The sequence below is a fragment of the Lentzea sp. NPDC042327 genome (genome assembly GCF_040647275.1).
Lineage (GTDB): Bacteria > Actinomycetota > Actinomycetes > Mycobacteriales > Pseudonocardiaceae > Lentzea.
Genome location: NZ_JBEZBX010000012.1, coordinates 117,388 through 141,927 on the forward strand (window position 1 = coordinate 117,388; position 24,540 = coordinate 141,927).

The 24,540-nt window shown below is 72.2% G+C and carries 25 protein-coding genes; 15 read left to right on the top strand and 10 right to left on the bottom strand.

Features of this window, described 5'->3' with window-relative positions:
• Positions 1–24 precede the first annotated feature (24 nt).
• A complete protein-coding gene (locus AB0A63_RS28135) occupies positions 25–1,227 on the bottom strand; it encodes an MFS transporter (RefSeq protein ID WP_360396706.1) in 1,203 nt (400 codons plus the stop codon).
• Between the two features lie 207 nt (positions 1,228–1,434).
• The gene (locus tag AB0A63_RS28140) at positions 1,435–2,961 is read right to left on the bottom strand and encodes a carboxylesterase family protein (protein ID WP_360396708.1); all 1,527 of its coding nucleotides are present in this window, start codon (positions 2,959–2,961) and stop codon (positions 1,435–1,437) included.
• A gap of 132 nt (positions 2,962–3,093) precedes the next feature.
• Here AB0A63_RS28140 and AB0A63_RS28145 point away from each other — a divergent pair, with 132 nt between their 5' ends.
• The 3 genes from AB0A63_RS28145 to AB0A63_RS28155 are packed head-to-tail and all read left to right on the top strand — an operon-like array spanning position 3,094 to position 6,033.
• Positions 3,094–3,750: an HAD family phosphatase gene (locus AB0A63_RS28145; protein WP_360396710.1), complete on the top strand. Its 657-nt coding sequence runs from the start codon at positions 3,094–3,096 to the stop codon at positions 3,748–3,750.
• Between the two features lie 47 nt (positions 3,751–3,797).
• The gene (locus tag AB0A63_RS28150) at positions 3,798–4,820 is read left to right on the top strand and encodes a phosphotransferase family protein (RefSeq protein ID WP_360396886.1); all 1,023 of its coding nucleotides are present in this window, start codon (positions 3,798–3,800) and stop codon (positions 4,818–4,820) included.
• Between the two features lies 1 nt (position 4,821).
• Positions 4,822–6,033, top strand: coding sequence for an acyl-CoA dehydrogenase family protein (locus tag AB0A63_RS28155; RefSeq protein WP_360396712.1), 1,212 nt, complete (start codon positions 4,822–4,824; stop codon positions 6,031–6,033).
• 43 nt (positions 6,034–6,076) lie between these two features.
• Here the strand turns inward: AB0A63_RS28155 and AB0A63_RS28160 are convergent, their stop codons facing one another.
• The 3 genes from AB0A63_RS28160 to AB0A63_RS28170 form a co-directional block, all read right to left on the bottom strand.
• Positions 6,077–6,430 (bottom strand): VOC family protein, encoded by a 354-nt coding sequence (locus tag AB0A63_RS28160; protein ID WP_360396714.1) that lies wholly within the window; start codon positions 6,428–6,430, stop codon positions 6,077–6,079.
• Between the two features lie 65 nt (positions 6,431–6,495).
• Positions 6,496–7,209: a poly-gamma-glutamate hydrolase family protein gene (locus tag AB0A63_RS28165; protein WP_360396716.1), complete on the bottom strand. Its 714-nt coding sequence runs from the start codon at positions 7,207–7,209 to the stop codon at positions 6,496–6,498.
• A 91-nt stretch (positions 7,210–7,300) separates the two neighbouring features.
• The gene (locus tag AB0A63_RS28170; RefSeq protein ID WP_360396717.1) at positions 7,301–7,732 is read right to left on the bottom strand and encodes an Hsp20 family protein; all 432 of its coding nucleotides are present in this window, start codon (positions 7,730–7,732) and stop codon (positions 7,301–7,303) included.
• Positions 7,733–7,833: 101 nt separating this feature from the next.
• Between AB0A63_RS28170 and AB0A63_RS28175 the strand changes: the two genes are divergently transcribed.
• Entirely contained in the window at positions 7,834–8,376 is a 543-nt protein-coding gene (locus AB0A63_RS28175; protein ID WP_360396719.1) for an HSP18 transcriptional regulator, read from the top strand.
• A 98-nt stretch (positions 8,377–8,474) separates the two neighbouring features.
• Here AB0A63_RS28175 and AB0A63_RS28180 read toward each other — a convergent pair whose 3' ends face one another.
• Positions 8,475–9,968, bottom strand: coding sequence for a CoA-acylating methylmalonate-semialdehyde dehydrogenase (locus AB0A63_RS28180; RefSeq protein ID WP_360396721.1), 1,494 nt, complete (start codon positions 9,966–9,968; stop codon positions 8,475–8,477).
• Complete coding sequence (locus AB0A63_RS28185) at positions 9,965–10,966, bottom strand: LacI family DNA-binding transcriptional regulator (RefSeq protein WP_360396723.1); 1,002 nt, start codon at positions 10,964–10,966, stop codon at positions 9,965–9,967. The genes AB0A63_RS28180 and AB0A63_RS28185 overlap by 4 nt, the downstream gene beginning before the upstream one ends.
• Positions 10,967–11,099: 133 nt before the next feature.
• Here AB0A63_RS28185 and AB0A63_RS28190 point away from each other — a divergent pair, with 133 nt between their 5' ends.
• From AB0A63_RS28190 to AB0A63_RS28235, 10 genes are all read left to right on the top strand, one after another.
• Entirely contained in the window at positions 11,100–12,095 is a 996-nt protein-coding gene (locus tag AB0A63_RS28190) for a Gfo/Idh/MocA family oxidoreductase (RefSeq protein WP_360396725.1), read from the top strand.
• A gap of 4 nt (positions 12,096–12,099) precedes the next feature.
• Entirely contained in the window at positions 12,100–12,960 is an 861-nt protein-coding gene (locus AB0A63_RS28195; RefSeq protein WP_360396727.1) for a TIM barrel protein, read from the top strand.
• Positions 12,961–12,974: 14 nt separating this feature from the next.
• The gene (locus AB0A63_RS28200; RefSeq protein WP_360396729.1) at positions 12,975–13,961 is read left to right on the top strand and encodes a sugar ABC transporter substrate-binding protein; all 987 of its coding nucleotides are present in this window, start codon (positions 12,975–12,977) and stop codon (positions 13,959–13,961) included.
• A 15-nt stretch (positions 13,962–13,976) separates the two neighbouring features.
• Positions 13,977–15,026: an ABC transporter permease gene (locus tag AB0A63_RS28205; RefSeq protein WP_360396731.1), complete on the top strand. Its 1,050-nt coding sequence runs from the start codon at positions 13,977–13,979 to the stop codon at positions 15,024–15,026.
• Positions 15,023–15,793 carry an ATP-binding cassette domain-containing protein gene (locus tag AB0A63_RS28210; RefSeq protein WP_360396733.1) on the top strand — a complete coding sequence of 257 codons (771 nt, stop codon included), beginning with the start codon at positions 15,023–15,025 and terminating at the stop codon, positions 15,791–15,793. Before AB0A63_RS28205 ends, AB0A63_RS28210 begins: the two co-directional genes overlap by 4 nt.
• The gene (gene iolC, locus AB0A63_RS28215) at positions 15,790–16,722 is read left to right on the top strand and encodes a 5-dehydro-2-deoxygluconokinase (protein ID WP_360396734.1); all 933 of its coding nucleotides are present in this window, start codon (positions 15,790–15,792) and stop codon (positions 16,720–16,722) included. The genes AB0A63_RS28210 and iolC overlap by 4 nt, the downstream gene beginning before the upstream one ends.
• Complete coding sequence (locus AB0A63_RS28220) at positions 16,719–17,624, top strand: aldolase (RefSeq protein WP_360396736.1); 906 nt, start codon at positions 16,719–16,721, stop codon at positions 17,622–17,624. Before iolC ends, AB0A63_RS28220 begins: the two co-directional genes overlap by 4 nt.
• The gene (iolB, locus tag AB0A63_RS28225; protein WP_360396738.1) at positions 17,621–18,508 is read left to right on the top strand and encodes a 5-deoxy-glucuronate isomerase; all 888 of its coding nucleotides are present in this window, start codon (positions 17,621–17,623) and stop codon (positions 18,506–18,508) included. The genes AB0A63_RS28220 and iolB overlap by 4 nt, the downstream gene beginning before the upstream one ends.
• Positions 18,505–20,358 (top strand): 3D-(3,5/4)-trihydroxycyclohexane-1,2-dione acylhydrolase (decyclizing), encoded by a 1,854-nt coding sequence (iolD, locus tag AB0A63_RS28230; protein ID WP_360396740.1) that lies wholly within the window; start codon positions 18,505–18,507, stop codon positions 20,356–20,358. Before iolB ends, iolD begins: the two co-directional genes overlap by 4 nt.
• 121 nt (positions 20,359–20,479) lie before the next feature.
• The gene (locus AB0A63_RS28235) at positions 20,480–21,475 is read left to right on the top strand and encodes an NADH:flavin oxidoreductase/NADH oxidase (protein ID WP_360396742.1); all 996 of its coding nucleotides are present in this window, start codon (positions 20,480–20,482) and stop codon (positions 21,473–21,475) included.
• A gap of 72 nt (positions 21,476–21,547) precedes the next feature.
• On the opposite strand, the gene AB0A63_RS28240 is transcribed toward AB0A63_RS28235, so the two are convergent.
• Positions 21,548–21,733 carry a DUF3073 domain-containing protein gene (locus AB0A63_RS28240; protein ID WP_360396744.1) on the bottom strand — a complete coding sequence of 62 codons (186 nt, stop codon included), beginning with the start codon at positions 21,731–21,733 and terminating at the stop codon, positions 21,548–21,550.
• A 173-nt stretch (positions 21,734–21,906) separates the two neighbouring features.
• Between AB0A63_RS28240 and AB0A63_RS28245 the strand changes: the two genes are divergently transcribed.
• Positions 21,907–22,770: a hypothetical protein gene (locus tag AB0A63_RS28245; protein ID WP_360396746.1), complete on the top strand. Its 864-nt coding sequence runs from the start codon at positions 21,907–21,909 to the stop codon at positions 22,768–22,770.
• Here the strand turns inward: AB0A63_RS28245 and AB0A63_RS28250 are convergent.
• Both AB0A63_RS28250 and AB0A63_RS28255 read right to left on the bottom strand, forming a co-directional pair.
• Entirely contained in the window at positions 22,713–23,894 is a 1,182-nt protein-coding gene (locus tag AB0A63_RS28250; protein ID WP_360396748.1) for an MFS transporter, read from the bottom strand. The genes AB0A63_RS28245 and AB0A63_RS28250 overlap by 58 nt on opposite strands.
• Before the next feature lie 57 nt (positions 23,895–23,951).
• Entirely contained in the window at positions 23,952–24,521 is a 570-nt protein-coding gene (locus AB0A63_RS28255) for an aerial mycelium formation protein (RefSeq protein ID WP_360396750.1), read from the bottom strand.
• Between the last annotated feature and the right edge of the window lie 19 nt (positions 24,522–24,540).

Below are 24,540 nucleotides of genomic sequence, written 5' to 3' on the forward strand. Positions count from 1 at the left end.
ACGGCCGGCACCCCGCTCTCTCGTTCACGGCGTGCCGCGGGCAGGCGCTGCCACCGCCTGCCGCCACGACCAGCCCGCCGCACACGCCGCGAGCACGCCCGCGAGGCCCGCGGCGGCGATGACCTGGTGCGCCGCCCACCGTTCGGCCAGCAGCCCGGCCAGGCCGACCCCGACGCCCTGCGACACCCGCAGTGCGGTGACGGCGAGCCCGAAGGCCTGCCCGCGGGCGGCGTCGGGCACCTCGCGCACGAACGTGGTGTTCGCGAGCAGCTGGTAGGCGCTCGCGACCCCGGACAGTGCGATCAGCGCCAATGACCAGCCCAGTCCCGGTCGCAGCAGCACGGGCAGCAGCACCGCGCAGGAGGCGACCGCCAGCCACGGCATGGCGGCGAGCTGCCGGTGGTGCGGGATGCGCGCGACCACGGCCATGCCGGCGACGGCACCGGCGGCGTGCGCGGCGAGGATCAGCCCCACCGCCGACGCGCCCGCTCCCAGCTGTGCCGCGTAGGGAGCGGCCAGTGCCTCGGCGACGATGTAGAACCCGGACACGCAGGCCAGTGCGACCAGGGCCCGCAGCCGGCGGGCCCGCCAGACCAGCCGTGCGCCGCCCAGCAGGTCCGAGGACCAGGCCCGCACGTGCGGGTGCTCCGGGACCGCGCGGCGCAGCACGTGGGCGCTGACCAGCAGGGCGGAGACGGCGAAGGTCACCGAGTCGGCCACCAGCACCGGAGCGGGCCCCCACCACGCCACCAGCGCGCCGCCGGCGACGAACCCCAGCACCTGCGCGGCCTGGGTGACGGTGCTCAGCGCCGCCATCCCCAGCGGGTAGCGCTCGTCGGGCAGCACGTGCGGCAGCAGCGCCGCCCGCGCCGCACCGTGCGGGGCCCCGGCGAGCTGCACCAGCACCAGCACGGCCGCCAGCACCCACAGCGGCAGCCCCGGTACGGCCATGACCAGCAGCAGCACCGCCCGCACCAGGTCGGCGGCCACCATCACGTCCCGGCGCGCGAACCGGTCGGCCAGCCCGGACAGCAGCGGCCCGCCCACCAGGTCGGGCAGGAACGTCAACGCGTAGGTCAGCGCCGTCAGCCCCGCGCTCGCCGTGCGGTCGTAGACGTGCACCGCCAGCGCGACCCGCGCGAACTGGTCCCCGGCCACCGACACCACGTGCGCGGCGAAGAGGGCGCGGAACTCACCGTCACGGGCAAGATCGCGGTAGCCGGGCATGGGCTACAGGATGGCCGACCCGGCCGCGTGCCGGGTGATCACCGGCGAAATCCGCTGTCCGGGTTGCCCCACCTGCCGTCACCGCGCCGCCGAACGCGACGACCCCCGCGGCAGGCACATGCAAATTGCACGCCCACGGCCACCCTGGCCCTTCCGGTGACGCAGCGTCACCAGCAGGGCCGGGGCGGGCCGCGCCCGTTCCCGGTCTCAGAGCTGGGCCCAGAACCCGCACCGGTGGTCGCGGGCGAAGTCGGTGGGGCCGATGGCGCCCGGAGCCAGCGACTGCACCGCGGCCCGCCAGCCGGGCTCGCCGGTGCGGGCGAACCGGCCCCACGCCGTGATCATGTAGTCCGACACCGCGCGTTGGGCCGGGGTGAGCACCACGCCGGGGAAGTCGAACAGCATCAGCAGCTCGGAGGCGTGGTAGGCCCTGTACCCACCGGGGAACGGCGGCAGGTCCGGGAACAGCAGCGGCACGCCCGCGTCCGCGAACTCGTAGCCCGACACCCGCTGGTGGCGGCCCAGCTCCCGGCGCGCGTCGGCCACCGTGCACGCCCACGACTGGTCGGTCATCAGCCGGGCCAGCTCGTCGCGCACGTCGCCGTTGCCGTCGGCGGGGTAGCGGGCCAGCACCCGGTCCACGTCCTCGGCCGCGTACAGCCCGGCCAGCGCCTGCCGGTAGGCTGCGGTCGGGATGGGCTGCGGGAAGAGCAACGCCGCGAACAGCGTCGCCTCGTCGTGCGTGGAGCCCACCAGGGTGGGCACGTGGTGCATCCGGCCCGTGCGCTGCGCCACCACCGGGTCGACCGGCAGCACCGCCGTGCCGTGCGCGGGGGTGCCGAACGCGGTGTGCACACCGAGCAGCGCGGTCACCGGCAACGCCCGCAGGCACGCCACGTCCGCGCACCCCAGCCCCGCGGCGGCCTGCGCGCCGGTCTGCTCGACCGCCGCCCGCTCGCGCCACAGCGTCGAGAACACCCCCGGCTGCCCGCCCGGTGTCGTCAGCCCGCACGGACCGGACTGGATGATCGCCTTGTCGAACAACCCCGCCGCCCGCGGCGATGCCAGCAGCGCACACACGCTCAACCCACCGGCGGACTCGCCGAACACCGTCACGTTGCCCGCGTCGCCGCCGAAGGCCCGCGCGTTGCGCTGCACCCACCGCAGCGCCGCCTGCTGGTCGGCCAGCCCGAACGCACCCGACCCGGCGAGGCCGGGCAGCCCGAAGAACCCGAACACCCCGAGCCGGTAGTTCACCGTCACCACGACCGCGCCGGTGCGGGTCGCGAGCCGGCGCGCGTCGTAGTCCGACGCCGCCCCCGCGGTGAACCCGCCGCCGTGGACCCACACCATCACCGGTCGCGGCCGTGCCGGGCCGGTGGGTGCGGTGACGTTGAGGTACAGGCAGTCCTCGGTCTGCGAGCCCGGCTGGCCCAGCTGCGGCAGCTGAGCGCACTTCGGGCTCGGCACCGTCGCGTCCCGCACCCCGCGCCACGCCGCGGCCGGCTGCGGGTCGCGCCACCGGTTCGCGCCCACCGGCGGCGCCGCGAACGGGATGGCGCCGAACGTCCGGTACCCCTCGGCCACCGTCCCGGCCACCAGGCCCTTGTCGGTGCGCACCACCCGGCCGTCCCCGGCCCCGTTCCCGGCGGCCGCCGGGGCCGTCACCACCGCCGTGGCGAGCACCGCGGTCAGCGTCGCGGACAGCACGGACCTCATCGGCTTGCGTCTCATGGAACCCCCTCAGTCCGCCACCGAACGTAGCGAGGCCGCCACGGGGCCGATACCGCCGGAGGTTGCCGTCCCCGTCATCCGAAGGCGGTCGCCCGGTTGCCGACATACCGACCGGTCGGTACCCTCCGGTCCGTGGGTGACACGACACTTCCCGACAGCCCGTCGGTCGACGCGCTGGTCTTCGACTGGGGCGGGGTCATGACCGTCTCCGTGCCCGAGTTCGTCGGTCAGTGGATGCACGCCGAGGCCGTGGACCGCGACGTCTACGGCCGCATCATGCGCGACTGGCTGGGCCGGGAGGCCCGTCCCGGCAACCCGGTGCACCTGCTGGAGACCGGCGAGCTGACCGTGGCGGAGTTCGAACGGCTGCTGGCCGCCGAGCTCATCACCACCGGCGGTGACCCGATCCCCGGCAAGGGGCTGCTGCGGCGCATGTTCGGCGGCGCCACCCCCGACCCGGCGATGGTCGAGCTGGTCCGCAAGGCCCGCGCCGCCGGCCTGCACACCGCGCTGCTGTCCAACAGCTGGGGCGAGGGCTATCCCGCAGACCTGCTCGTCGAGCTGTTCGAGACCGTCGTCATCAGCGGCCGCGTCGGCCTGCGCAAACCCGACCGGCGCATCTACCACCACACCCTGGAGCAGATCGGCGTGCCCGCCGGGCGTGCCGTGTTCTTCGACGACGCGCCCGTCAACGTCGAGGCCGCCCAGGCGATCGGCATGCACGCCTTCCGCCACACCACCGCCGATGCCACCCGCGCCCACCTCGCCACCCTCGGAGTGACCCTGTGAGTGAACCCGTGACCGACCGCCCTGCCCCGGACCAGCCCGGCTCGGAGCTGCCCGGTTCGGAGTTGCCCGGCCTCGACCTGCGTGCCCTGGCCACCCACCTGGGCACGGGCCCGCTCACCGGTGAGCTGTTCCGCGGCGGCCGTTCCAACCTCACCTACCGCGTCGGCGACGGCACCCGCACCTGGGTCCTGCGCCGCCCGCCGCTGGGTCACGTGCTGGCCACCGCCCACGACATGGCCCGCGAGTTCCGCGTCATCTCCGCCCTGGCCGGCACCGCGGTGCCCGTGCCCGGCACCCACCGACTCGTGGAGGACCCGTCGGTCATCGGCGCGCCCTTCTACCTGATGGACGAGATGCCCGGTGCCGCCCTGCGCGAACGCTCCCAGTGCCCGTGGCTGACCCCCGAGGACGCCCGCGCGTTGTCGCAGCGCCTCGTCGACGTGCTCGCCGACCTGCACGCGGTCGACCCCGCCTCGGTGGGCCTGGCCGGCTTCGGCCGCCCCGACGGGTTCCTCACCCGCCAGGTCACCCGCTGGGGCAAGCAGCTCGACGCCTCCCGCAGCCGCGACCTGCCCGGCATCGACGAGCTGCGCGACAAGCTCGCCGCCACCGTCCCCGCCTCCGGGCGCGCGACGATCATCCACGGCGACTACCGCCTCGACAACGCGCTGGTCACCCGCGACCCGCTCGCCATCAGCGCCGTCCTGGACTGGGAGATGGCCACCCTCGGCGACCCGCTGGCCGACCTCGGCCTGCTCTACGTCTACTGGGCAGGCCTGGGCGCGGACCCCGGCAAGGGCGCCGACCCCATCACCGGCGGCGTCACGTCCCTGCCGGGTTTCCTCACCGCCGACGAGCTCGTCGCCCGCTACACCGCCCGCACCGGCACCGACACCTCCGGCCTGGGCTGGTACATCGCCTTCGGCTACTTCAAGCTCGCCGTCATCGTCGAGGGCATCCACTTCCGCTTCGCCAGCGGCAAGACCGTCGGCGCGGGCTTCGACAAGCTCGGCGCCTTCACCGTCCCCCTCGTCCGCCAAGGACTCGCCGCCGCCCACAAGGAGCTCTGACATGGACTTCGCCTACGACGCCAAGACCGAGGAACTGCGCACCCGGCTCCTCGCGTTCATGGACTCCCACGTCTACCCCGCCGAGGCCGTGCTGGAGCAGCAGCTGCACGACGCCGAGGACCCGTGGCAGCGCCAGCCGGTCCTGGAGGAGCTCAAGGCCGAGGCCCGCCGCCAGGGCCTGTGGAACCTCTTCCTGCCCGACCCCGAGCACGGCGGCGGCCTGACGAACCTGCAGTACGCGCCGCTCGCCGAGATCACCGGCCGCAGCCCCCACCTCGCCCCCGAGGCCCTCAACTGCGCCGCCCCGGACACCGGCAACATGGAAGTCCTCGCCATGTTCGGCACCGACGAGCAGAAGAAGCAGTGGCTGCAACCGCTGCTCGACGGCGAGATCCGCTCCGCGTTCTGCATGACCGAACCCGACGTGGCCTCCTCCGACGCCACCAACATCGCCACCCGCATCGAACGCGACGGCGACGACTACGTCATCAACGGCACCAAGTGGTGGTCGTCAGGGGCGATGAACCCCAACTGCGCGATCTTCATCGTCATGGGCAAGACCGACCCCGACGCCGAACGCCACCGCCAGCAGGCCATGATCCTCGTCCCGCGCGACACCCCCGGCGTCACCGTCAAGCGCGCCCTGCACGTCTTCGGCTACGGCGACCACGCACACGGCGGCCACGCCGAGATCGAGTTCACCGACGTCCGCGTGCCGGCGGCGAACCTGATCGCGGGGGAGGGCGAGGGCTTCGCCATCGCGCAGGCCCGCCTGGGCCCCGGCCGCATCCACCACTGCATGCGCCTGATCGGCATGGCCGAACGCGCCCTGGAGCTGATGTGCCGCCGCGCCGTGTCCCGCGTCGCGTTCGGCCGTCCCATCGCCACCCAGGGCGTGCTGCAGGAGTGGATCGCCGAGTCCCGCGTCCGCATCGAACAGGCCCGCCTGCTCGTGCTCAAGACCGCGTGGCTCATGGACACCGTGGGCAACAAGGGCGCCCACACCGAGATCCAGTCGATCAAGATCGGCGTCCCGGCCATGGCCGAGTGGGTCATCGACAAGGCCATCCAGGCCCACGGTGGCGGTGGTGTCAGCCAGGACTTCCCGCTCGCGGAGCTGTGGGCGGCCACCCGCACGCTGCGCCTGGCCGACGGCCCCGACGAGGTCCACCGCATGTCGCTGGCCAAGCGGGAGCTCAAGAAGTACCTCTAGGACACGACCACGGGGCCGGGCCGCCACCGCCGTGGCGGCCCGCTCAGGTGAACAGGCAGAACGGGTGCCCGTCCGGGTCGAACAGCACCCGCACGCCGGGCTGCGGCTGCACCGGGGCCAGCACCGCCCCGCACGCCAGCGCGTGCCCGGTGGCCGCCTCCAGGTCCTCCACCTCGATGTCGAGGTGCTGCGTCGCGTTCTGCCCCGAGCGCGTGCTCGGCCACACCGGCGGCGTGAACTCGCGCTCCAGCTCGAAGTTCACCGCCAGGCCGTCCGGCGTGCGCACCAGCGCCCACCGCGGTTCCGCCTCCGCCACGTCCGCGCCCAGCAGCCGCGCGTAGAACTCCGCCAGCTCCCGCGGCCGCGCACAGCCGACCGTGACCGAGGTGAGCCGCATGCCGTGAACCTCCCGTGTCGCCTCCACCGACAGGCGGTACCCACCGCGGCCGGCACCGACACCGGTCAGTTGTTCAAGGCCTCGCGGGCCGCGAGAGCCGCGCGGCAGGCGTGCACGAAGTCCCAGAACACCTCGGTCGTGGTGTGCCGGCGGTCGGAGCGGGAGTTCTCGGCGAACATGGCGCCGCGCAGGGGAGTGGTGAGCTCCAGCTGCCCGCCCCGGCGCGACCGGGTGCGGTTGGCGATGTTCGCCCGGTCGCCGCCACCGAGGATCGGGTGGTCGGCGGCGTCGACCGTGTGGAACCCGGCACGGCGCAACCGGGTCAGCAGCTCCGCGCGCAGCAGGGCGTCGCGGCCGCCGACCAGCACCGCCCGGTCGTGGTCCTCCAGGCCCGCCGCCGCCGCGGTGCACCCGTGCAGGCCCAGTGCGTGCGCCGCACCCGACACCAGCGTGCGCGCCACCCGGTCGTCGCAGTGCGACGAGGTCACGTGCAGCTCGTCGTTGGCGACCGAGCGCAGGCCCTCGAACATCCAGTAGTCGTGGGTCTGCCCGATGGGCACCCGCGTCGAGGGGTGGTAGCCGGCGATCGCGAGGCACAGCTCGGACGTGCCGACCTCGATGCCGCCGCCGTGCGGGGCGAGGACGACCGACTGCGTGCGGGGACGGTGCCGCTTGAAACGGCGCCGGTAGTCCACCCGTTCCACCAGTCGGGGATCGGCGTAGAGGTCGGTGTTGGACGCGTAGACGTCCAATGCCGCCCATTGGGGCTGGGGTCTCATGGCGGGCGGAAGCCTACCCGGGATCACCCGGTCGGCCGCCGCCCGCCGTGTGAACCATCACGCGCGGTGAGTCGTCACGCGCTGGGAACGGTCACGCGTCGATCTGCTTCGGGGACTCGTCACCCGAGGTGATCGCGATCTTGCGGGGCTTGGCGCGCTCGGCGATCGGGATCCGCAGCGTCAGCACACCCGCCTCGTAGCCCGCGTCGATGTGGTCGGTGTCGAGCGTGTCGCCCAGGAACAGCTGCCGCGAGAACACGCCCAGCGGCCGCTCCGAGACCTGCATCTCGACGTCCTTGCCGACCGGCCTGCGCTCGGCCTTGACCGTCAGCACGTTGCGCTCGACGTCGAGCTCGATCGCGTCCGGCGAGACACCCGGCAGGTCGAAGCACACGACGAACCGGTCACCGTCGCGGTAGGCGTCCATCGGCATGGCCGAGGGCCGCGACCACGTGCCCTGTCCGCCGAACACCTGCTGCGTCAGCCGGTCGAGCTCGCGGAACGGGTCAGTGCGCATCAACATCTGACACCTCCTGTCACCTCGTGGACTGTCAATGCGCTGCACCACTGTTGTAACATGTCGTCGAGACGATGACAAGCCACCGATGTCATCAGGAGGACGACATGCCGAGTGACTACGAGACGGTCCGCGCGACCGCTGCCCGGCCGGGCAGCGCCACCGAGGTCCTGTCAGCCCTGATGCTGCTGCGCCGGCTGCGCGACGAGCTCTCCGACTACGAACCGCAGCTCATCGAGGCCGCCCGCTCCCTGGGCACCAGCTGGGCCGACCTCGCTCCCGCACTCGGTGTCGCCAGCCGTCAGGCCGCCGAACGCCGCTACCTGCGCGTGCGCCGCACCGATGACACCGGCACCGGCGACGAGCGCGTGCAGGCCGAACGCGACCGCCGCGCCGGTGACAAGGCCGTCACCGCCTGGGCCCGCGAGAACGCCGCCGTCCTGCGGGTGCTCGCCGCTCAGGTCGGCCCGCACGACGCGGGCGTGCAGGACGCCCTCGGCCACACCGACGCCGCCCAGCTCCTCGAACCGCTGACCCAGGCCGGTCCCGGCCTGCGCGACGGCCACCCTGGCCTCGCCGACCAGATCAGCGCCATCGGCCGGCAGACCGACCGGCTGCGCCTCGACGCCCAGCAGCGCCGCACCCTCTGATCACCCACACGCGCCCCACCCGCCACATCCGAGGGCACGCGGGGACCTTTCGTACCCTCCTGGGGTACGAAAGGTCCCCGCGTGCCGTGAAGGCGGGGTCAGCCGTGCGTGGGGAAGCCCAGGTTCACGCCGTGCTGCTGCGGCCATCGGGCCGTGATCGCCTTCGCCCGCGTGTAGAACCGCACGCCCTCGGCGCCGTGCACGTGCGTGTCACCGAACAGCGAGTCCTTCCAGCCGCCGAACGAGTAGTAGGCCATCGGCACGGGGATGGGGACGTTGATCCCGACCATGCCGACCTGCACCCGCCGCTGGTACTCGCGCGCCGCCAGCCCGTCACCGGTGTAGATGGCGGTGCCGTTGCCGTACGGGTTGGCGTTGACCAGCGCGAGCGCGTCCTCGAACGTCTCCGCGCGCACGACGACGAGGACCGGCCCGAAGATCTCGTCGGTGTAGACGCTCATGTCCGGGGTGACGTGGTCGAACAGCGTCGGCGCGAGCCAGAAGCCGTCCTCGTGGCCCTCGGGTGCGTGCCCGCGGCCGTCCACGACCAGGGACGCGCCCGCGACCTCGCCCGCGTCCACGTAGGACCGGACGCGGTCCCGGTGCGCGCCGGTCACCAGCGGGCCCATCTGCGCGGACGGGTCGGTGCCCGGCAGCACGGACGGGTGCAGGTCGCGGGTGCGCGAGGCGATCTTGGCCACGAGCTCGTCACCTGCCGGGCCCACCGCCACGACCACCGAGATCGCCATGCAGCGTTCGCCCGCGGAGCCGTAGCCCGCGGACACGGCGGCGTCGGCGGCCACGTCGAGGTCCGCGTCCGGCAGCACGACCATGTGGTTCTTCGCGCCGCCCAGCGCCTGCACCCGCTTGCCGGCCGCCGTGCCGCGCGCGTACACGTGCCGGGCGATCGGGGTCGAGCCGACGAACGAGGCCGCCGCGACGTCCGGGTGGTCGAGCAGGGCGTTGACCGCGAAGGCGTCGCCCTGCAGCACGTTCAGTACCCCGTCGGGCAGGCCGGCCTCCTGGAACAGCTCGGCCAGGCGCACCGACGCCGACGGGTCGCGCTCGGACGGCTTCAGCACGAAGGTGTTGCCGGTCGCGATGGCGATGGGGAACATCCACATCGGCACCATCACCGGGAAGTTGAACGGCGTGATGCCCGCGACCACGCCCAGCGGCTGCCGCAGCGAGTACGCGTCCACACCGCGCGAGACCTGCTCGGAGTGCTCGCCCTTGAGCAGCTGCGGGATGCCGCACGCGAACTCGACGACCTCCAGCCCGCGCTGCACCTCACCGGCCGCGTCCGACAGCACCTTGCCGTGCTCGGCCGTGATGATCGCCGCGAGCTCGTCGCGCGCCTCGTGCAGCAGGTGCCGGTAGGCGAACAGAATCCTGCTGCGGGTCGACAGCGACGACTCCGACCACGACTGCGCCGCCTTCAGCGACGACGACACCGCCAGGTCGACATCGGCCTGCTCGGCCAGCACGACCTGCGCCGACACCGCACCGGTGGCCGGGTTGAAGACGTCGGAGGTCCGGGACGACACCCCGGTGGTGCGGGCGCCGTCGATCCAGTGGGGGATGGTGCTCAACGCAAGCCTCCTGGTGGGGCGGTCGTGGTCCGGACTACGAGGGAAGGGGTCAGCAGATGGCGCACGGGTTCGGTGCGTCCTTCGCGAACCCGTTGCAGCAGCGCGGAAGCAGCCAACCGGCCGAACTCGGCGCGGGGCTGGTCGATCGTGGTCAGCGAGACGTGCCGCAACGCCGCCAGCGACGTGTTGTCGTACCCCACAACGGAAACGTCAGCAGGCACGCGCAACCCGGCGTCCTCCAGAGCCGAGATCGCGCCGACGGCGTTGAAGTCGTTGCACGACAAGACTGCCGTGGGCAGGGCATCCTCTTCGAGCAGCCCACGGATCGCCCGCGCGCCGGCCGCGTCGGTGTACTCGGACGGCACGACCTGCGGCACCAGCCCGTGCGCCTCCATCGCGGCGACGTACCCGCGCCGGCGGGGCCCCGCCTGGGTGCCCTCGCCACCGTCCAGGTGCGCGATCCGCCTGTGCCCCAACGACACCAGGTGGTCGACGGCCAGCCGGGCGCCCACCTCGCCGTCGTCGTTCACCGTGTCCACAGTGGACGCGCGGGACGAACGGGCCACGAGCACGACCGGGAGTTGTTCGGCCGCCTTGGAGATCGCCGTCGCGGGCACGACCGGCGACAGCAGGACCAGGCCACCGGGGCGGAACGACAGCAGCGACTCCAGCGCCCTGCGCTCGCGGGTGGGTGAGCGGCCGCCGGTGTTGATGATGATGTCGAACCCCTGCTCGCGCGCCACCTCGTCGATGCCGTCCACGACCTCGGCGAAGAACGCGTTGTGCAGGTCGGACACCATCACGCCGAGCACCGTCGAGGTGCGCGAGGCCAGCGAGCGCGCCATGGCGTGCGGGGAGTACCCCAGCTCCTCCGCTGCCTTCAGCACCGCGGTGCGTCGCGCCTCGCTCACCTTGGGTGAATTGCGCATCACCAGTGACACGAGGGCGCGGGACACGCCCGCGCGCAGTGCGACGTCTTCCATCGTCGGCCTGACCACCGGCAACACCTCCCCTCACGTCACGGGCGGGAAACGCACCCTTGACACCCGTGTGACGCAAGCTACAGCATTAGAGCGCTCCAACCAATAGAGCGCTCTAACACATCAGGTCGATGAACAGGGGAAACCTGCGATGCGGATCGGAGTAGCGGGTGTCGGCAGGATCGGCACCATGCATGCGACCAACCTCGCCGCACTGGATCGGGTGGACGAGGTGCTCCTCTTCGACCCGGTGCCCGGCAGGGCAGCGCAGGCGTCGGCGGGCCTCGCCGGGACCACGGCGGTGGACGACCTCGACACGCTCCTGGGCAGCGTCGACGGCGTCCTGCTCGCCACCCCGACGAACACGCACCCCGAGATGCTGCGCGCGGCCATCGCCAAGGGCGTTCCCACGTTGTGCGAGAAGCCGATCGCGAGCGACGTCGCCGAGATGCGCGCGCTGGTCGCGGACGTCGAGAAGTCCGGTGTGGAGGTCCTCGTGGGCTTCCAGCGCCGGTTCGACCCGGCCATCTACGAGCTGCACCGCCGCATCCGCGCGGGTGAGGTGGGTGACGTCTACCTGGTCAGGGCGGTCGGCAACGACGCCACCCCACCTGACTTCTCCTACCTGCCCGCGAGCGGCGGCATCTTCCGCGACCTGCTGATCCACGACCTGGACTGCGTGCCGTGGCTGGTCGGCGAGCCGGTCGTCGAGGTCTACGCGAGCGGGTCTGTCCTGGTGCACCAGGCGTTCGCCGACGCCGACGACGTCGACAACGCGGTCGTGCTGCTGAAGTTCGCCGGTGGTGCGCACGCCACGCTGGCCGGCGGGCGGCACGACCCGGTCGGCTACGACCACCGCATCGAGGTGCTGGGCAGCAAGGACTCGCTGGTCGCGGGTGTCGACCCGCGCACCCCGCTGAACTCGCTGGAGCCCGGCGGCCACGTGGCCGGACCGGACGCCTACCCCGGCTTCCCCGAGCGCTTCCACCGTGCTTATGTCAACGAGATGAAGCTGTTCACGCAGGTCATCAAGGGCGAGGTCGCGAACCCGTCGCCGGCGGGGCAGAGTTTGATCAGCCTTCGCCTGGCCGAAGCGTGTGAGCAGTCGCGCCGCAGCGGCGCACCGGTGCGGATCGAGGGGAACTGAGGACATGGCGAAGATCGCCGGAGCACCGATCTCCTGGGGCGTGTGCGAGGTGCCGGGCTGGGGTGACGTGCTCCCGTCCGGGACCGTGCTGAGCGAGATGCGCTCGCTCGGCCTCACCGCGACCGAGCTCGGCCCGCCCGACTACCTCCCGGCCGACACCGAGCAGCTCAAGACCCTGCTCAAGAGCCACGAGCTCGGCCTCGTCGGCGGCTTCCTGGCCGTCCCGCTGCACACCGGCGCCCAGTCCACCCTGGACGAGACCGACCGGGTCGCCGCGATCCTGGCGGCCGGCGGCGCCGAGGTGCTCGTGCTCGCCGCCGCGACCGGCCTCGACGGCTACGACGAGACGCCGGAGCTCAGCGCCGACGAGTGGGACACGCTCGTCGGCACCTGCGCGAAGATCCGCGAGATCGCCGCCGGGCACGGACTGCGGACCGTGCTGCACCCGCACGTGGGCACCCACGTCGAGCGGGAGGCGGAGGTCGACCGGTTCCTCGCCGACTCCGATCTCCAGCTCTGCCTGGACACCGGCCACCTCCTCATCGGCGGCACGGACCCGGTCGAGCTGGCGCGCCGCTACCCGGACCGGATCGGTCACGTGCACCTCAAGGACGTGCGTGACGAGATCGCGGCGAAGGTGCGCAGCGGCGCGCTCAGTTACACCGATGCCGTGGAACAGGGCATCTACGTGCCGCTCGGGGACGGCGACGTGGACGTGGAAGCACTGGTGAAGTCCGTCCTGGAGGCGGGCTACACCGGTTGGTTCGTGCTTGAGCAGGACACCCGGCTCAAGCACGGAGGTCCCGTGGACAAGCCGCTCCAGGACACCGCGCGCAGCCTCGCGCACCTCAGCAAGATCCTCTGAAGGGACGGGAGACGATGAAGTCTCGTCTGGTCATCCGTGCGGGCGCCGCTCTCGCCGGTGTTGCTCTACTGGCCGCGTGCAGCGGCCCGACGGGGACGCAGTCGCAGAACACGGGCGACAACGCCCCGGCCGCCGCGTCGGGCGACCTCAAGGTCTCCGTCATCACGCACGGCACCGCGGGTGACGCGTTCTGGAGCGTCGTGAAGGTCGGCGCGGAGGACGCGGGCAAGCAGCTCGGCGTCGGCGTCACCTACAACTCCGACGGCGACCCCGGCGCCCAGGCCAAGCTGATCGACAACGCCGTGTCGCAGAAGGTCGGCGGCATCGTCGTGTCGATGGCGAACCCGGACGCGCTCAAGACCTCCGTCGAGAACGCGGTGAAGGCCGGCATCCCGGTCATCACGATCAACTCCGGCAGCGCGAAGAGCACGGAGTTCGGTGCCATGGCGCACGTCGGCCAGGAGGAGACGATCGCGGGTGAGGAAGCCGGCAAGAAGCTCAAGGCCGCCGGCCGGACGAAGCTGCTCTGCGTGATCCACGAGGCCGGCAACTCGGGCCTCAACCAGCGCTGCGACGGTGCCCGCACCGGCTTCGGCGGCGCGGTGGAGAACCTCCAGGTCGACATCTCCAACCCGACCGACGTCGAGGCCCGCATCAAGGCCAAGCTGCAGTCCGACACCACCGTCGACGGCGTGCTCGCGCTCAACCCGCAGGTCGCCGTGAACGCCGCGTCCGCCATCAAGGGCACGAGCTCGAAGGCGCAGGTCGCCACCTTCGACCTCAACGCGGACGTGGTCACCGCGATCAAGGCGGGCGAGGTGCTCTTCGCCGTCGACCAGCAGCAGTACCAGCAGGGCTACCTGCCGGTCGTGATGCTGAAGCTGTTCAAGGACAACGCCAACACCCTCGGTGGCGGCAAGCCCGTGCTCACCGGCCCCGGCTTCGTCGACAAGTCCAACGTGGACAAGGTCGCGGAGTACGCCAAGAACGGCAAGAGGTAAGGAGGAGGCGGGGAGATGACCGTGACAGCCACAGCTCCACCGGCTGCCGACGAACGGCTGGGCAAGCCGAAGCCGATGGACCAGCTGGTCAAGCGGCCGGAGATCGGCGCCATGCTCGGCGCACTGCTCGTGTTCGTGTTCTTCTCCGTGGTCAGCGAGCAGTTCCTGAGCGTCGGCGGTGCCGCCACCTGGCTGGACGACGCGTCCATGCTCGGGATCATGGCGGTCGCGGTGGCGTTGCTGATGATCGGCGGCGAGTTCGACCTGTCCGCCGGCGTCATGACCGCGTCCACCGCGCTGGTCACGGCTCTCCTCGCCACCCAGCTCGGACTGAACGTCTGGCTGGCGCTGCTGGTGTCGCTCGCCTTCGCGCTGGCGGTGGGCGCGCTGAACGGCTGGCTCGTGATGCGCACGGGCCTGCCGAGCTTCATCGTGACGCTGGGCAGCTTCCTCGCGTTGCAGGGCCTCAACCTCGGCGTCACGCGCCTGGTCACGGGCAGCGTGCAGGTGTCGGGCATGCGCTCGGCGGCCGGGTACGAGTCGGCCGGGTTCCTGTTCGCCTCGACGTTCCAGGTCGCGGGCACCGGCTTCTACGTGTCGATCATCTGGTGGGTGCTGTTCACCGTTGTCGCGTCGACCGTGCTGATGCGCACCCGGTTCGGCAACTGGATCTTCGCGGTCGGCGGTGCCGCGCAGAGCTCGCGCGCGGTCGGCGTGCCGGTCGTGCGGTCGAAGATCCTGCTGTTCATGACGACCGCGTTCGCCGCGTGGCTCGTCGGCTCGATCAACATCCTGCGGTACGCGAGCGTGCAGGCCAACCAGGGCATCGGCCTGGAGTTCCAGTACATCATCGCGGCGGTGATCGGCGGCTGCCTGCTGACCGGCGGGTTCGGTTCCGCGGTGGGCGCGGCGATCGGCGCGCTGATCTTCGGCATGGCCCGGCAGGGCATCGTCTACGCCGGCTGGAACAGCGACTGGTTCCAGCTGTTCCTCGGCGTGATGCTGCTGGCCGCCGTGCTGGTGAACAACATGCTGCGCCGCCGAGCGGAGAGGGTCCGGCGATGACGCCACTCATCGAGACCGAGGACATCGGCAAGACCTACGGCAGCGTCATCGCGCTCAGCGACGTGTCCACCGTGGTCAACGCCGGTGAGGTCACCTGCGTGCTCGGCGACAACGGCGCCGGCAAGTCGACGCTGATCAAGATCCTGGCCGGTGTGCACCAGCACGACCGGGGCTCGTTCAAGGTCGAGGGGCAGGAGATCCGCTTCTCCTCGCCCCGAGAGGCGCTGGACCACGGCATCGCGACCGTGTACCAGGACCTCGCGGTCGTGCCGCTGATGTCGGTGTGGCGCAACTTCTTCCTCGGCTCGGAACCGACGACGAAGCTCGGGTTCCTGGACCGGAAGAAGGGCAGGGAGATCACCAGGAAGGCGTTGTCCGACATGGGCATCGACCTCCGCGACGTCGAGCAGCCCGTCGGCACGCTGTCCGGCGGTGAACGGCAGTGCGTCGCCATCGCCCGCGCCGTGCACTTCGGCGCCAAGGTGCTGATCCTCGACGAACCGACCGCGGCACTCGGCGTGAAGCAGGCCGGGGTGGTGCTGAAGTACGTGGCCCAGGCCCGTGACCGCGGCCTCGGCGTCGTGCTGATCACCCACAACCCGCACCACGCCTACCCGGTCGGCAACCGGTTCCTGCTGCTCAAGCGCGGCCGTGCGCTCGGCTCGTACGAGAAGTCCGAGATCGACATCAACGAGCTCACGAAGCAGATGGCCGGTGGTGCCGAGCTGGAGGCCCTGGAGCACGAGCTGCGGGGTGTGGAGGCGTGACGTCGCTGGAGGTGCTGACCGTCGGCCGGGTCGGGGTCGACCTGTACCCCGAGCAGTCGGGCGTGCCGCTGGCCGACGTCAGCACGTTCGCCAAGTCGCTCGGCGGCACGGCGACCAACGTCGCGGTCGCCGCCGCACGGCTCGGCCGCCGGGCCGGTGTGCTGACCAAGGTCGGCCCGGACGGCTTCGGGACCTACGTGCGGCGAGCACTGGAGGGGTTCGGGGTGTCGCCGGCACACGTCGGCACGTCGCCGGACCTGCTGACGCCGGTGGTGTTCTGCGAGCTGAACCCGCCCGCCGACCCGCCGCTGCTGTTCTACCGGCTGCCGACCGCGCCGGACCTGACGCTGACCGACGCCGACGTGCCGTGGGACGTCGTGCGGGACGTGCCGCTGCTGTGGGTGACCGGCACCGGCGTCTCCGCGGAACCGGCCCGCGCGACCCAGCGGAAGATGCTGGAGCACCGCGGCCGGCGCACGCACACCGTGCTCGACCTGGACCACCGGCCGATGTTCTGGCCGGACGTCGAGACCGCGCGCACCGAGATCGGCTGGATGCTCGACCACGTCACGGTCGCCGTGGGCAACCGGACCGAGGTCGAGGTCGCCGTCGGCACGTCCGACCCGGACGGGGCCGCTGACCGGCTGCTGGCCCGCGGGTTGTCGTTGGTGCTGGTCAAGAAGGGTGCCGACGGCGTGCTCGTCGCCACGCCGGAGGGCCGCTGGACGGTCGCGCCGAACCCCGTCGAGGTCGTCTGCGGGCTCGGCGCCGGTGACGCGTTCGGCGGGTCGCTGGCGCACGGCCTGCTGTCCGGTTGGGACCCGGTGCGGATCGCCCGCTACGCCAACGCGGCCGGCGCGTTGGTCGCGTCCCGGCTGGCCTGCGCCGACGCGATGCCGGACGAGAAGGAGATCGAGGAACTGCTGTGATCACTGATGGGCAGTGGCGCGAACTGCTGTGGCGGCGCGCGGAGGACCCCGGTTCGATCCGGCGGGCCTACCAGTCGCGCAGGCGCAGGCAGACGTTGCTGAACGGCAAGTCCACGCTGTTCCTGGTCGCGGCGGACCACCCGGCGCGCGGTGCACTCGGCGTCGGCGGCGACCCGCTGGCGATGGCGGACCGGCGCTCGTTGCTGGCGCGCCTGCTGACGGCGCTGGCCAACCCCGACGTCGACGGCGTGCTCGGCACGCCGGACGTGATCGAGGACCTGCTGCTGCTGGACGGCCTGCACGAACGCGTGGTCATCGGGTCGATGAACCGCGGTGGCCTCGCCGGTGCCGACTGGGAGATCGACGACCGGTTCACCGCGTACTCGGCGGCGTCCATCGCGACGTTCGGCCTGGACGGCGGCAAGATGCTGCTGCGCCTGGTCGACTCGGACCCCGGCACGATCCCGACGCTGGAGGGCTGCGCGCGGGCCGTCACCGAACTGGCCGAGCACGGCCTGATGGCGATGGTGGAACCGTTGCCGTACCAGCGCGACCACAACGACAAGCTGGTGCTGCAGAAGGACGCCGCCGCCCTGTCGCGCGCTTCGGCCGTGGCAGCGGGGCTGGGCTCGACGTCCGCCTACACCTGGCTCAAGCTGCCCGCGCCGGGCGAACCCGAGGTCGTGCTGGACACGACGGCGCTGCCCGCGCTGGTGCTCGGCGGCGTGCCGTCCGCGAACCCCGAGGACGACCTCGCGTCGTGGGGCCGTTCGCTGCGCCACGACGCCGTGCGGGGCCTGGTCGTCGGCCGCGCGCTGCTCTACCCGCCGGACGGTGACGTGGCCGCCGCCGTCGCCGCTGCCGCCGAAGTCCTCCGCGCCGCGAAGGGGATCACCGAATGACCCTGCACCGTCCACACGGGACGCTCTCGACGCCGTCCGACGTCGTCTCGCTCGCGCCTGCGGACGCGGGCTGGACGTACACCGGTCTGCGGGTGCTGCGGATCGAGGCCGGCCACGCCCGCACCGTCGCGACCGGTGAGTTCGAGGCGTTCGTGCTGCCGCTCGCCGGATCGCTCGTGGTCGAGGTGGACGGCGAGCGGTTCGAGCTGCGGGGCCGCGAGTCGGTCTTCACCCGCGTCACGGACTTCGCCTACGTGCCACGCGACGCGACGGTCGTCTTGTCCAGTGTGGACGGATGCGAGGTCGCGCTGCCGATGGCGCGCTGCGAGAACCGGCTGACGCCGAAGTACGGTCCGGCGGAAGGTGTTCCGGTCGAGGTGCGCGGCTCCGGCAACGCCACCCGCCAGGTCACGAACTTCGGCGTGCCGGGCGTGTGGGACCACGCGGACAGGCTGAACGCGTGCGAGCTGATCACCCCGGACGGCAACTGGTCCTCGTACCCGCCGCACAAGCACGACGCCTCCGCGCCGTGCGAGGTGGAGAACGAGGAGGTCTACTACTTCCGCATCGCCGACCGGGACGGCGTCACGCCGTCGCGCACCGGTTTCGGCTTCCACCGCACGTACACCGACGACGGCACGATCGACGAGGACGTGACCGTGCGCGACGGCGACGTGTTCCTGATCCCGCGCGGCTACCACGGCCCGTGCGTGGCCGCGCCCGGTTACCCGATGTACTACCTGAACGTGCTGGCGGGGCCGGGTGCCGAGCGCTCGATGGCGTTCTGCGACGACCCGGCGCACACCTGGGTCCGCGACAGCTGGGCGGCGCAGGAGCTCGACCCGCGCTGCCCGGTCACGACCGCAGAGGGGCGGACCAAGTGAAGCTCACGACCGCACAGGCGCTCGTCCGCTGGATGCTCGCCCAGCAGACAGAGCTCTTCGACGGCACCCGCGCACCGCTGTTCCCCGGCGTGTTCGCGATCTTCGGTCACGGCAACGTCCTCGGCGTCGGCACCGCGCTGGAGGAGGTCCGCGACCGGATTCCGGTGTGGCGCGGCCACACCGAGCAGGGCATGGCGCTGGCCGCCGTGGGCATCGGCAAGGCCACCCACCGCCGTCAGGTCGGCGTCGCCACGTCGTCGATCGGCCCCGGCGCGTTGAACATGGTCACCGCGGCCGGCGTCGCCCACGCCAACCGCCTGCCGCTGCTGTTGCTGCCCGGCGACACCTTCACCGGCCGCGCGCCGGACCCGGTGCTGCAGCAGGTCGAGCACTTCCACGACCCCACGGCCACCGTGAACGACGCGTTCCGCGCCGTCTCCCGCTACTTCGACCGCATCACCAGGCCCGAGCAGCTGCTGTCGACGTTGCCGCAGGTGGCCCGCGTGCTGACCGACCCGGCGGACTGCGGCCCGGTGACCCTGGCGCTGCCGCAGGACGTGCAGGCCGAGTCCTTCGACTTCCCGGAGTCGCTGTTCAAGCCGGTCGTCCACCGCCTGGTGCGCTCCCGCCCCGACCTGCACGCGCTGGCCGACGCCGCTCACCTGGTCCGCTCGTCGGCCCGCCCGCTGCTCGTGCTGGGCGGCGGCGTCCGCTACTCCGGTGCCGCCGGCCGCGCCCTGCGGTTCGCCGAACAGCACGGCATCCCGGTCACCGAGACCACGGCGGGCCGCACGCTGGTCCCGCATGACCACCCCCTGCACGCCGGTCCCCTGGGCATCACCGGCTCGACCTCGGCGAACGTCCTGGCCGGCGAGGCCGACCTGGTGCTCGCGGTGGGCACCCGGCTGCAGGACTTCACGACCGCGTCCTGGACCGTGTTCTCCCCGGACGTGAAGCTGGTGTCGCTCAACACGGCCCGCTTCGACGCCGTGAAGCACGGCTCGTCCGCCCTGGTCGCCGACGCCGACGAGGGCCTGCGCGAGCTGACCGACGTCCTCGGTTCCTGGCAGGCCCCGTCCTCGTGGGCCCAGCGCGCGGCCTCGGAGCGTGCGAAGTGGGACGCCCACATCACCGCGCTGCGCACCCCGTCGGCAGGCCTGCCCACGTACGCCCAGGTCGTCGGCGTGGTGAACGAGGCCAGCGGCCCGACCGACTACGTGCTGGCCGCGTCCGGTGGCCTGCCCGGCGAGCTGATCGGCGGCTGGCGCGCCACCGGCGCGGCCACCATGGACGTCGAGTACGGCTTCTCCTGCATGGGCTACGAGCTGGCCGGCGCCTGGGGAGCCGCGATCGCCCACACCTCCGGTGTCGTCACGACCCTGCTGGGCGACGGCTCGTACCTGATGCTGAACTCGGAGCTGTTCTCCGCGTCCTTCGCCGGCCACGGCTTCGTGGCCGTGGTCTGCGACAACGACGGCTACGCCGTGATCCACCGCCTGCAGACCGGCCAGGGCGGCACCGGCTTCAACAACCTCTACGCCGACTGCCGGTCCACCCACGCCGCACCGCCCCGCACCGACTTCGCGGCACACGCGGCGGCCATGGGCTGCGCGGTGTTCCCGGTCGACTCGCTGGACGAGCTGGACGGCGCCTACCGCAAGGCGCGCGAGGTGGCGGTCGGCGAGCAGCGGCCCGCGGTCGTGGTGATCCGCACGCACCCGTCGTCGTGGACGGAGGCCGGGGCGTGGTGGGAGGTCGGGGTGCCGGAGACCTCGCACCGGGCGGAGATCGCGGCGGCGCGGGAGGACGTGCTGGAGGGCAAGGCCAGGCAGGTCCGCTATCTGACCTGATGACCGGTTCGGTGTCTCAGCGTCACGCCCAGTGACTGAGACGACGCCGCTGCCGGGAACAACACGCCGAGCGGCTCCCTTGAACATTTAGTTAGGTCTACGAACGTTCAAGGGAGCCCCCGTGAGCTTGCTGTTCTCCCCGCTTACCCTGCGGGGCGTCACGCTGCCCAACCGCATCGCGGTCAGCCCGATGTGCCAGTACTCGGTGGACCAGGAGGACGGCGTCCCGACCGACTGGCACCTCGTCCACCTCGGCTCGCGCGCCGTCGGCGGGGCCGGCCTGGTGATCGCCGAGGCCACGGCCGTGGTGCCGGAGGGCCGGATCTCACCGCAGGACACCGGCATCTGGAACGACGAGCAGGTCGCGGCCTGGCGCAGGATCACGAGCTTCATCAAGGCGCAAGGCAGCGTCCCCGGCATCCAGCTCGGGCACGCCGGGCGCAAGGCGATCGGCGACTGGGTGCCGGTGGCGCCCACGACCGAGCCGTTCCCCGGTGGCAACCAGCCGGAGAAGATCACGAACCACACCGGGGTCGTCAAGGCGTTCGTCGAGGGGGCGATCCGGGCGCTCGCGGCCGGGTTCGAGGTGCTCGAGATCCACGCCGCCCACGGCTACCTGCTGCACCAGTACTACTCGCCGCTGACGAACGAGGGCAGCCTGGAAGAACGCATCGCCGTTCCGGTCGAGGTCACCGCCGCCGTGCGGGCAGCCGTCGGCCCGGAGGTGCCGGTGATCGTGCGGATCAGCGGCACCGACTGGGTCGACGACGGCTGGACCGCCGACGACAGCGTGGTGCTGGCGACGGCGCTCAAGGCCGCGGGTGCCGACCTGGTCGACGTGTCCAGTGGTGGCAACACGGCGCAGGCGGAGATCCCGGTCGGGCCCGGCTACCAGGTGCCGCTGGCTGAGGCTGTGCGGCGCAAGGCGGACGTGCCCACGGGTGCGGTCGGCCTGATCACCGAGGCGAAGCAGGCCGAACAGGTGTTGAACGACGGTGCCGCCGACCTGGTGCTGCTCGCACGCGAGCTGCTCCGCGACCCGTACTGGCCACTGCACGCGGCACAGCAGCTGGGTGTGGAGGTTCGAGCACCGAGGCAGTACGCCAGGGCGTTCTGAGCAGGCCTGACGAGGTCAAGGGTTGGGTGGCCTCGATCAGCCACCCAACCCTTGAACCGCGTCAGGCTTGATTCAGCGACGGTAGTCGTCGTAGTCGTCGTACGGGTCGTCATGGCGCTCATCGCCACCACTCCCGTTCGGCGACGTTTCGCCACCAGACAGCTCTCGCTGCAGCGCAGCGAAGTCGGTCTCATGAGAGCTGTATTTGAGCTCCCTGGCGACCTTCGTCTGCTTGGCCTTCGCTCGGCCGCGCCCCATGGCTCGACCCCCTCGCACAGGGACGGGGGCGGCCGGGGGAACGGCGGCCCCACTCGTCTCGACAACTAGTTCCTGGTAACTACCGTACCGTGCCGATGGGGTTCCTCGCGACGCGGTAGGCGTGACACGCACCGCCAAATCTCCCAGCCGCCCCCGCGTGGGAGGATGCACAGGTGCCCAGACCGTTCGTCGCCTACCTCAGGGTGTACGAACCGTTATCGGTTCTGGACGCGCCGCTGGCCGATGAAGTGCGAAAAGCCCTGGACAGGGGCCCTGTCGCCCGCGCGGAGGTCGGTGACCGAGAGCGAGAGCTGTGGTTGCGCTCACAGTTGGCGAAGAAGTTGCTCCCGGGCGGTTCGGACCTCGACGTGATGACCATCAGCCCGGCCGAGGTGCCGACGTCCGACGCCGCGCGTGTCGGGCCGGGACCCCTCGTCTGCCCGCTGGACCTCAGGGCCCGGTCCGCGGCGGCCCTGGTGGGCTTCCTGGCCTCTTCTCCGCCCGTTCTGCAGGACGCGGCGCTCGGCGCGGCACCGGAGACGGTCCGGTCGCGCGCGTCCGCCGTGCTGGCCGAGCTGTCCGCCGGGGCCGTGCACGTGATCTCCACGACGTGGACGGTGCCGCTGCCGTGGTTCGCCCTCGTCGACCCGGCCCAGCGCCGGGTGGTGCTCGCGAGCGCCCAGGACGACCCGGAGCGGCAGGTGTCCTGGCGGGTCGCCATGGCCGACGCCCGCCGGCGGGTCGCGCGGGCGTTGAAGGTCGTGAAGAGCGCGCTGGGTGACGACGGACCGGCCAAGGTCCTCGCCGACACCGGCCGCTGGCTGGAGCACTTCCACCCGCACTCGGCGGTCGAGCTCGACTACGGCGGCCTGGTCCAGCTGCTGAACGACGTGGACCTGATGGAGGACTCCTCCGCGGCCGACGTGAACGCCGTCGTCGACGCGCTGGAGACCGGGGACGCCGAGGAGGTCGCGCTGCGCTACGAGACGCTGCGCGAGTTCTGGGGCGAGCTGGCCCGCCGCGAACGCCACGGCTGAAGCAGCGCCCACCCGGCGGTCGACGCCGCGGCCGCGAGCAGCATCGCCGCGGGCCACCCCACGTGCACCGCGACCCAGGCCGAGACGGCGGGCGTGACCGTCGCGCTGAGGTAGTTCGCGCTGTTCTGCATGCTGATCGCGGTCGCGCTGCGGCCCTCCGGCGCGAGCTCGCCCGCCTCGGTGACGGCGAGCCCGTTCCACGCCAGCGCCACCACGGCGGTCGGCACCAGCACCGCCACGAGCACCGGCACCGGCGCCCGGTCCAGCACGGCGGTCAGCACGAACCCCACCGCCATCGCCACGGCGAGCACCCGCAGCGGCCCGACGCGGCTGCCCACCCGGTCCGACCAGACCCCGGCCGCCAGCCGGCCGGCCCCACCCAGCGCCTGCGCCACGCCGAACACCACGGCGGCGGTCGTGACGGCCAGCCCGCGGTGCTCGTGCAGCAGCGGCACCAGCAGCGTCGCCGCGGTGAACTGGGGGACGACGAGGAGCCCGCTGGCCGCGGTGAGCCGGATCAGCCGCGGGTCCCGGAGCACGAGCCCGTGCGCGCCACCGCCGCGGGTGGCACCCGGTGGTTCGCGGACCAGCAACGCCACCGCGAGCGCCACGAACGCCGTCACCGACGCCAGGACGACGAACGCCACCGGCACGCCGGAGGCGAGCGCGATGCCGGGCAGGAACGCGGCGGTCAGCGCGGCGCCCAGCGGGGTCGCCGTCTGCCGCACCCCCATCGCCAGCCCGCGCCGGCCGCTGGGGAACCAGGACATCACCGCCCGGCCGCTGGCGGCGTTCACGCTGGCACCGAACAGCCCGGCGCCGAGCAGGGCCGCGCCCGCGAGCCACGCGTCGCCGACCGCCACCCCGAGCAGGCAGGCCGCGGCGCCGGCGCCCCCGATGGTCATCGCGAGCCGTTCGCCGCGCTTGTCCGCGAAGAGGCCCCACGGCACCAGCGCGATCATCGTGCCCAGGTTGACCGCGCCGAGCAGCAACCCCACCTGGGGCAACGTCAGGCCGAAGTGGTCGCGCAGCTGGGGGCTGAGGGCCGAGAGGCCGAGGAAGACCGCCGCGTTGGTGCCCTGCGCCAACGCCCCCACGAACAGCACGACCCAGCGGTACCCCATGGGGGCACGCTAGGTCCGCCGCTCAGAAAGTGGAACGACTCTCCCAGATGCTGGGAGTCAGCTCTTCCGCCGGTGGTGACCGCGCTCCGCGGCCAGCAGCTCGTCCACGGACGCGCTCCCGCGCTGGTAGCGGGACGCGATCTCGGCGTTGAGCCGGTCCACGACCACCTGCACCTCGCGCCGCCGCACCGACACGGAGGCCTCTTCGGAGATGAACGTCTCCAACACCTCACCGAGGCGGTCGTCGGACAGCTTGCTCACGTCGGAGAGGTCGACATCGGAAATCAGCGCTTCCACGTGCCGTTGATGCGCATCAGCACGTGAGGGCTCATGGGTCTGGTACCGGCCGAGGCCGGTCGCCGGCCCGACGGCGTTCGTGGAGAGGATCGTGGCCAGTTGGTCGACCACCGCCGAGCCGCCGGAGCTGCGGCGCTGCTGTTCGGCACGCACGATGTCGATCCGCGCGTGCAGCAGCCGCCGCAGGTAGGACAGGTCGGTTTCCTCCTGCGCTGCTTCGTCGCGGAGTTCGCGCACCTCGACGAGCGGGCGTTGCTCGACGCCCTCCGTGTAGTCGGGAGCGAGCACCCGGTCGATTCGGCGGCGCCCGCCAGGACGCACCTCGATCACGTGTCCATCCTGCGGTAGA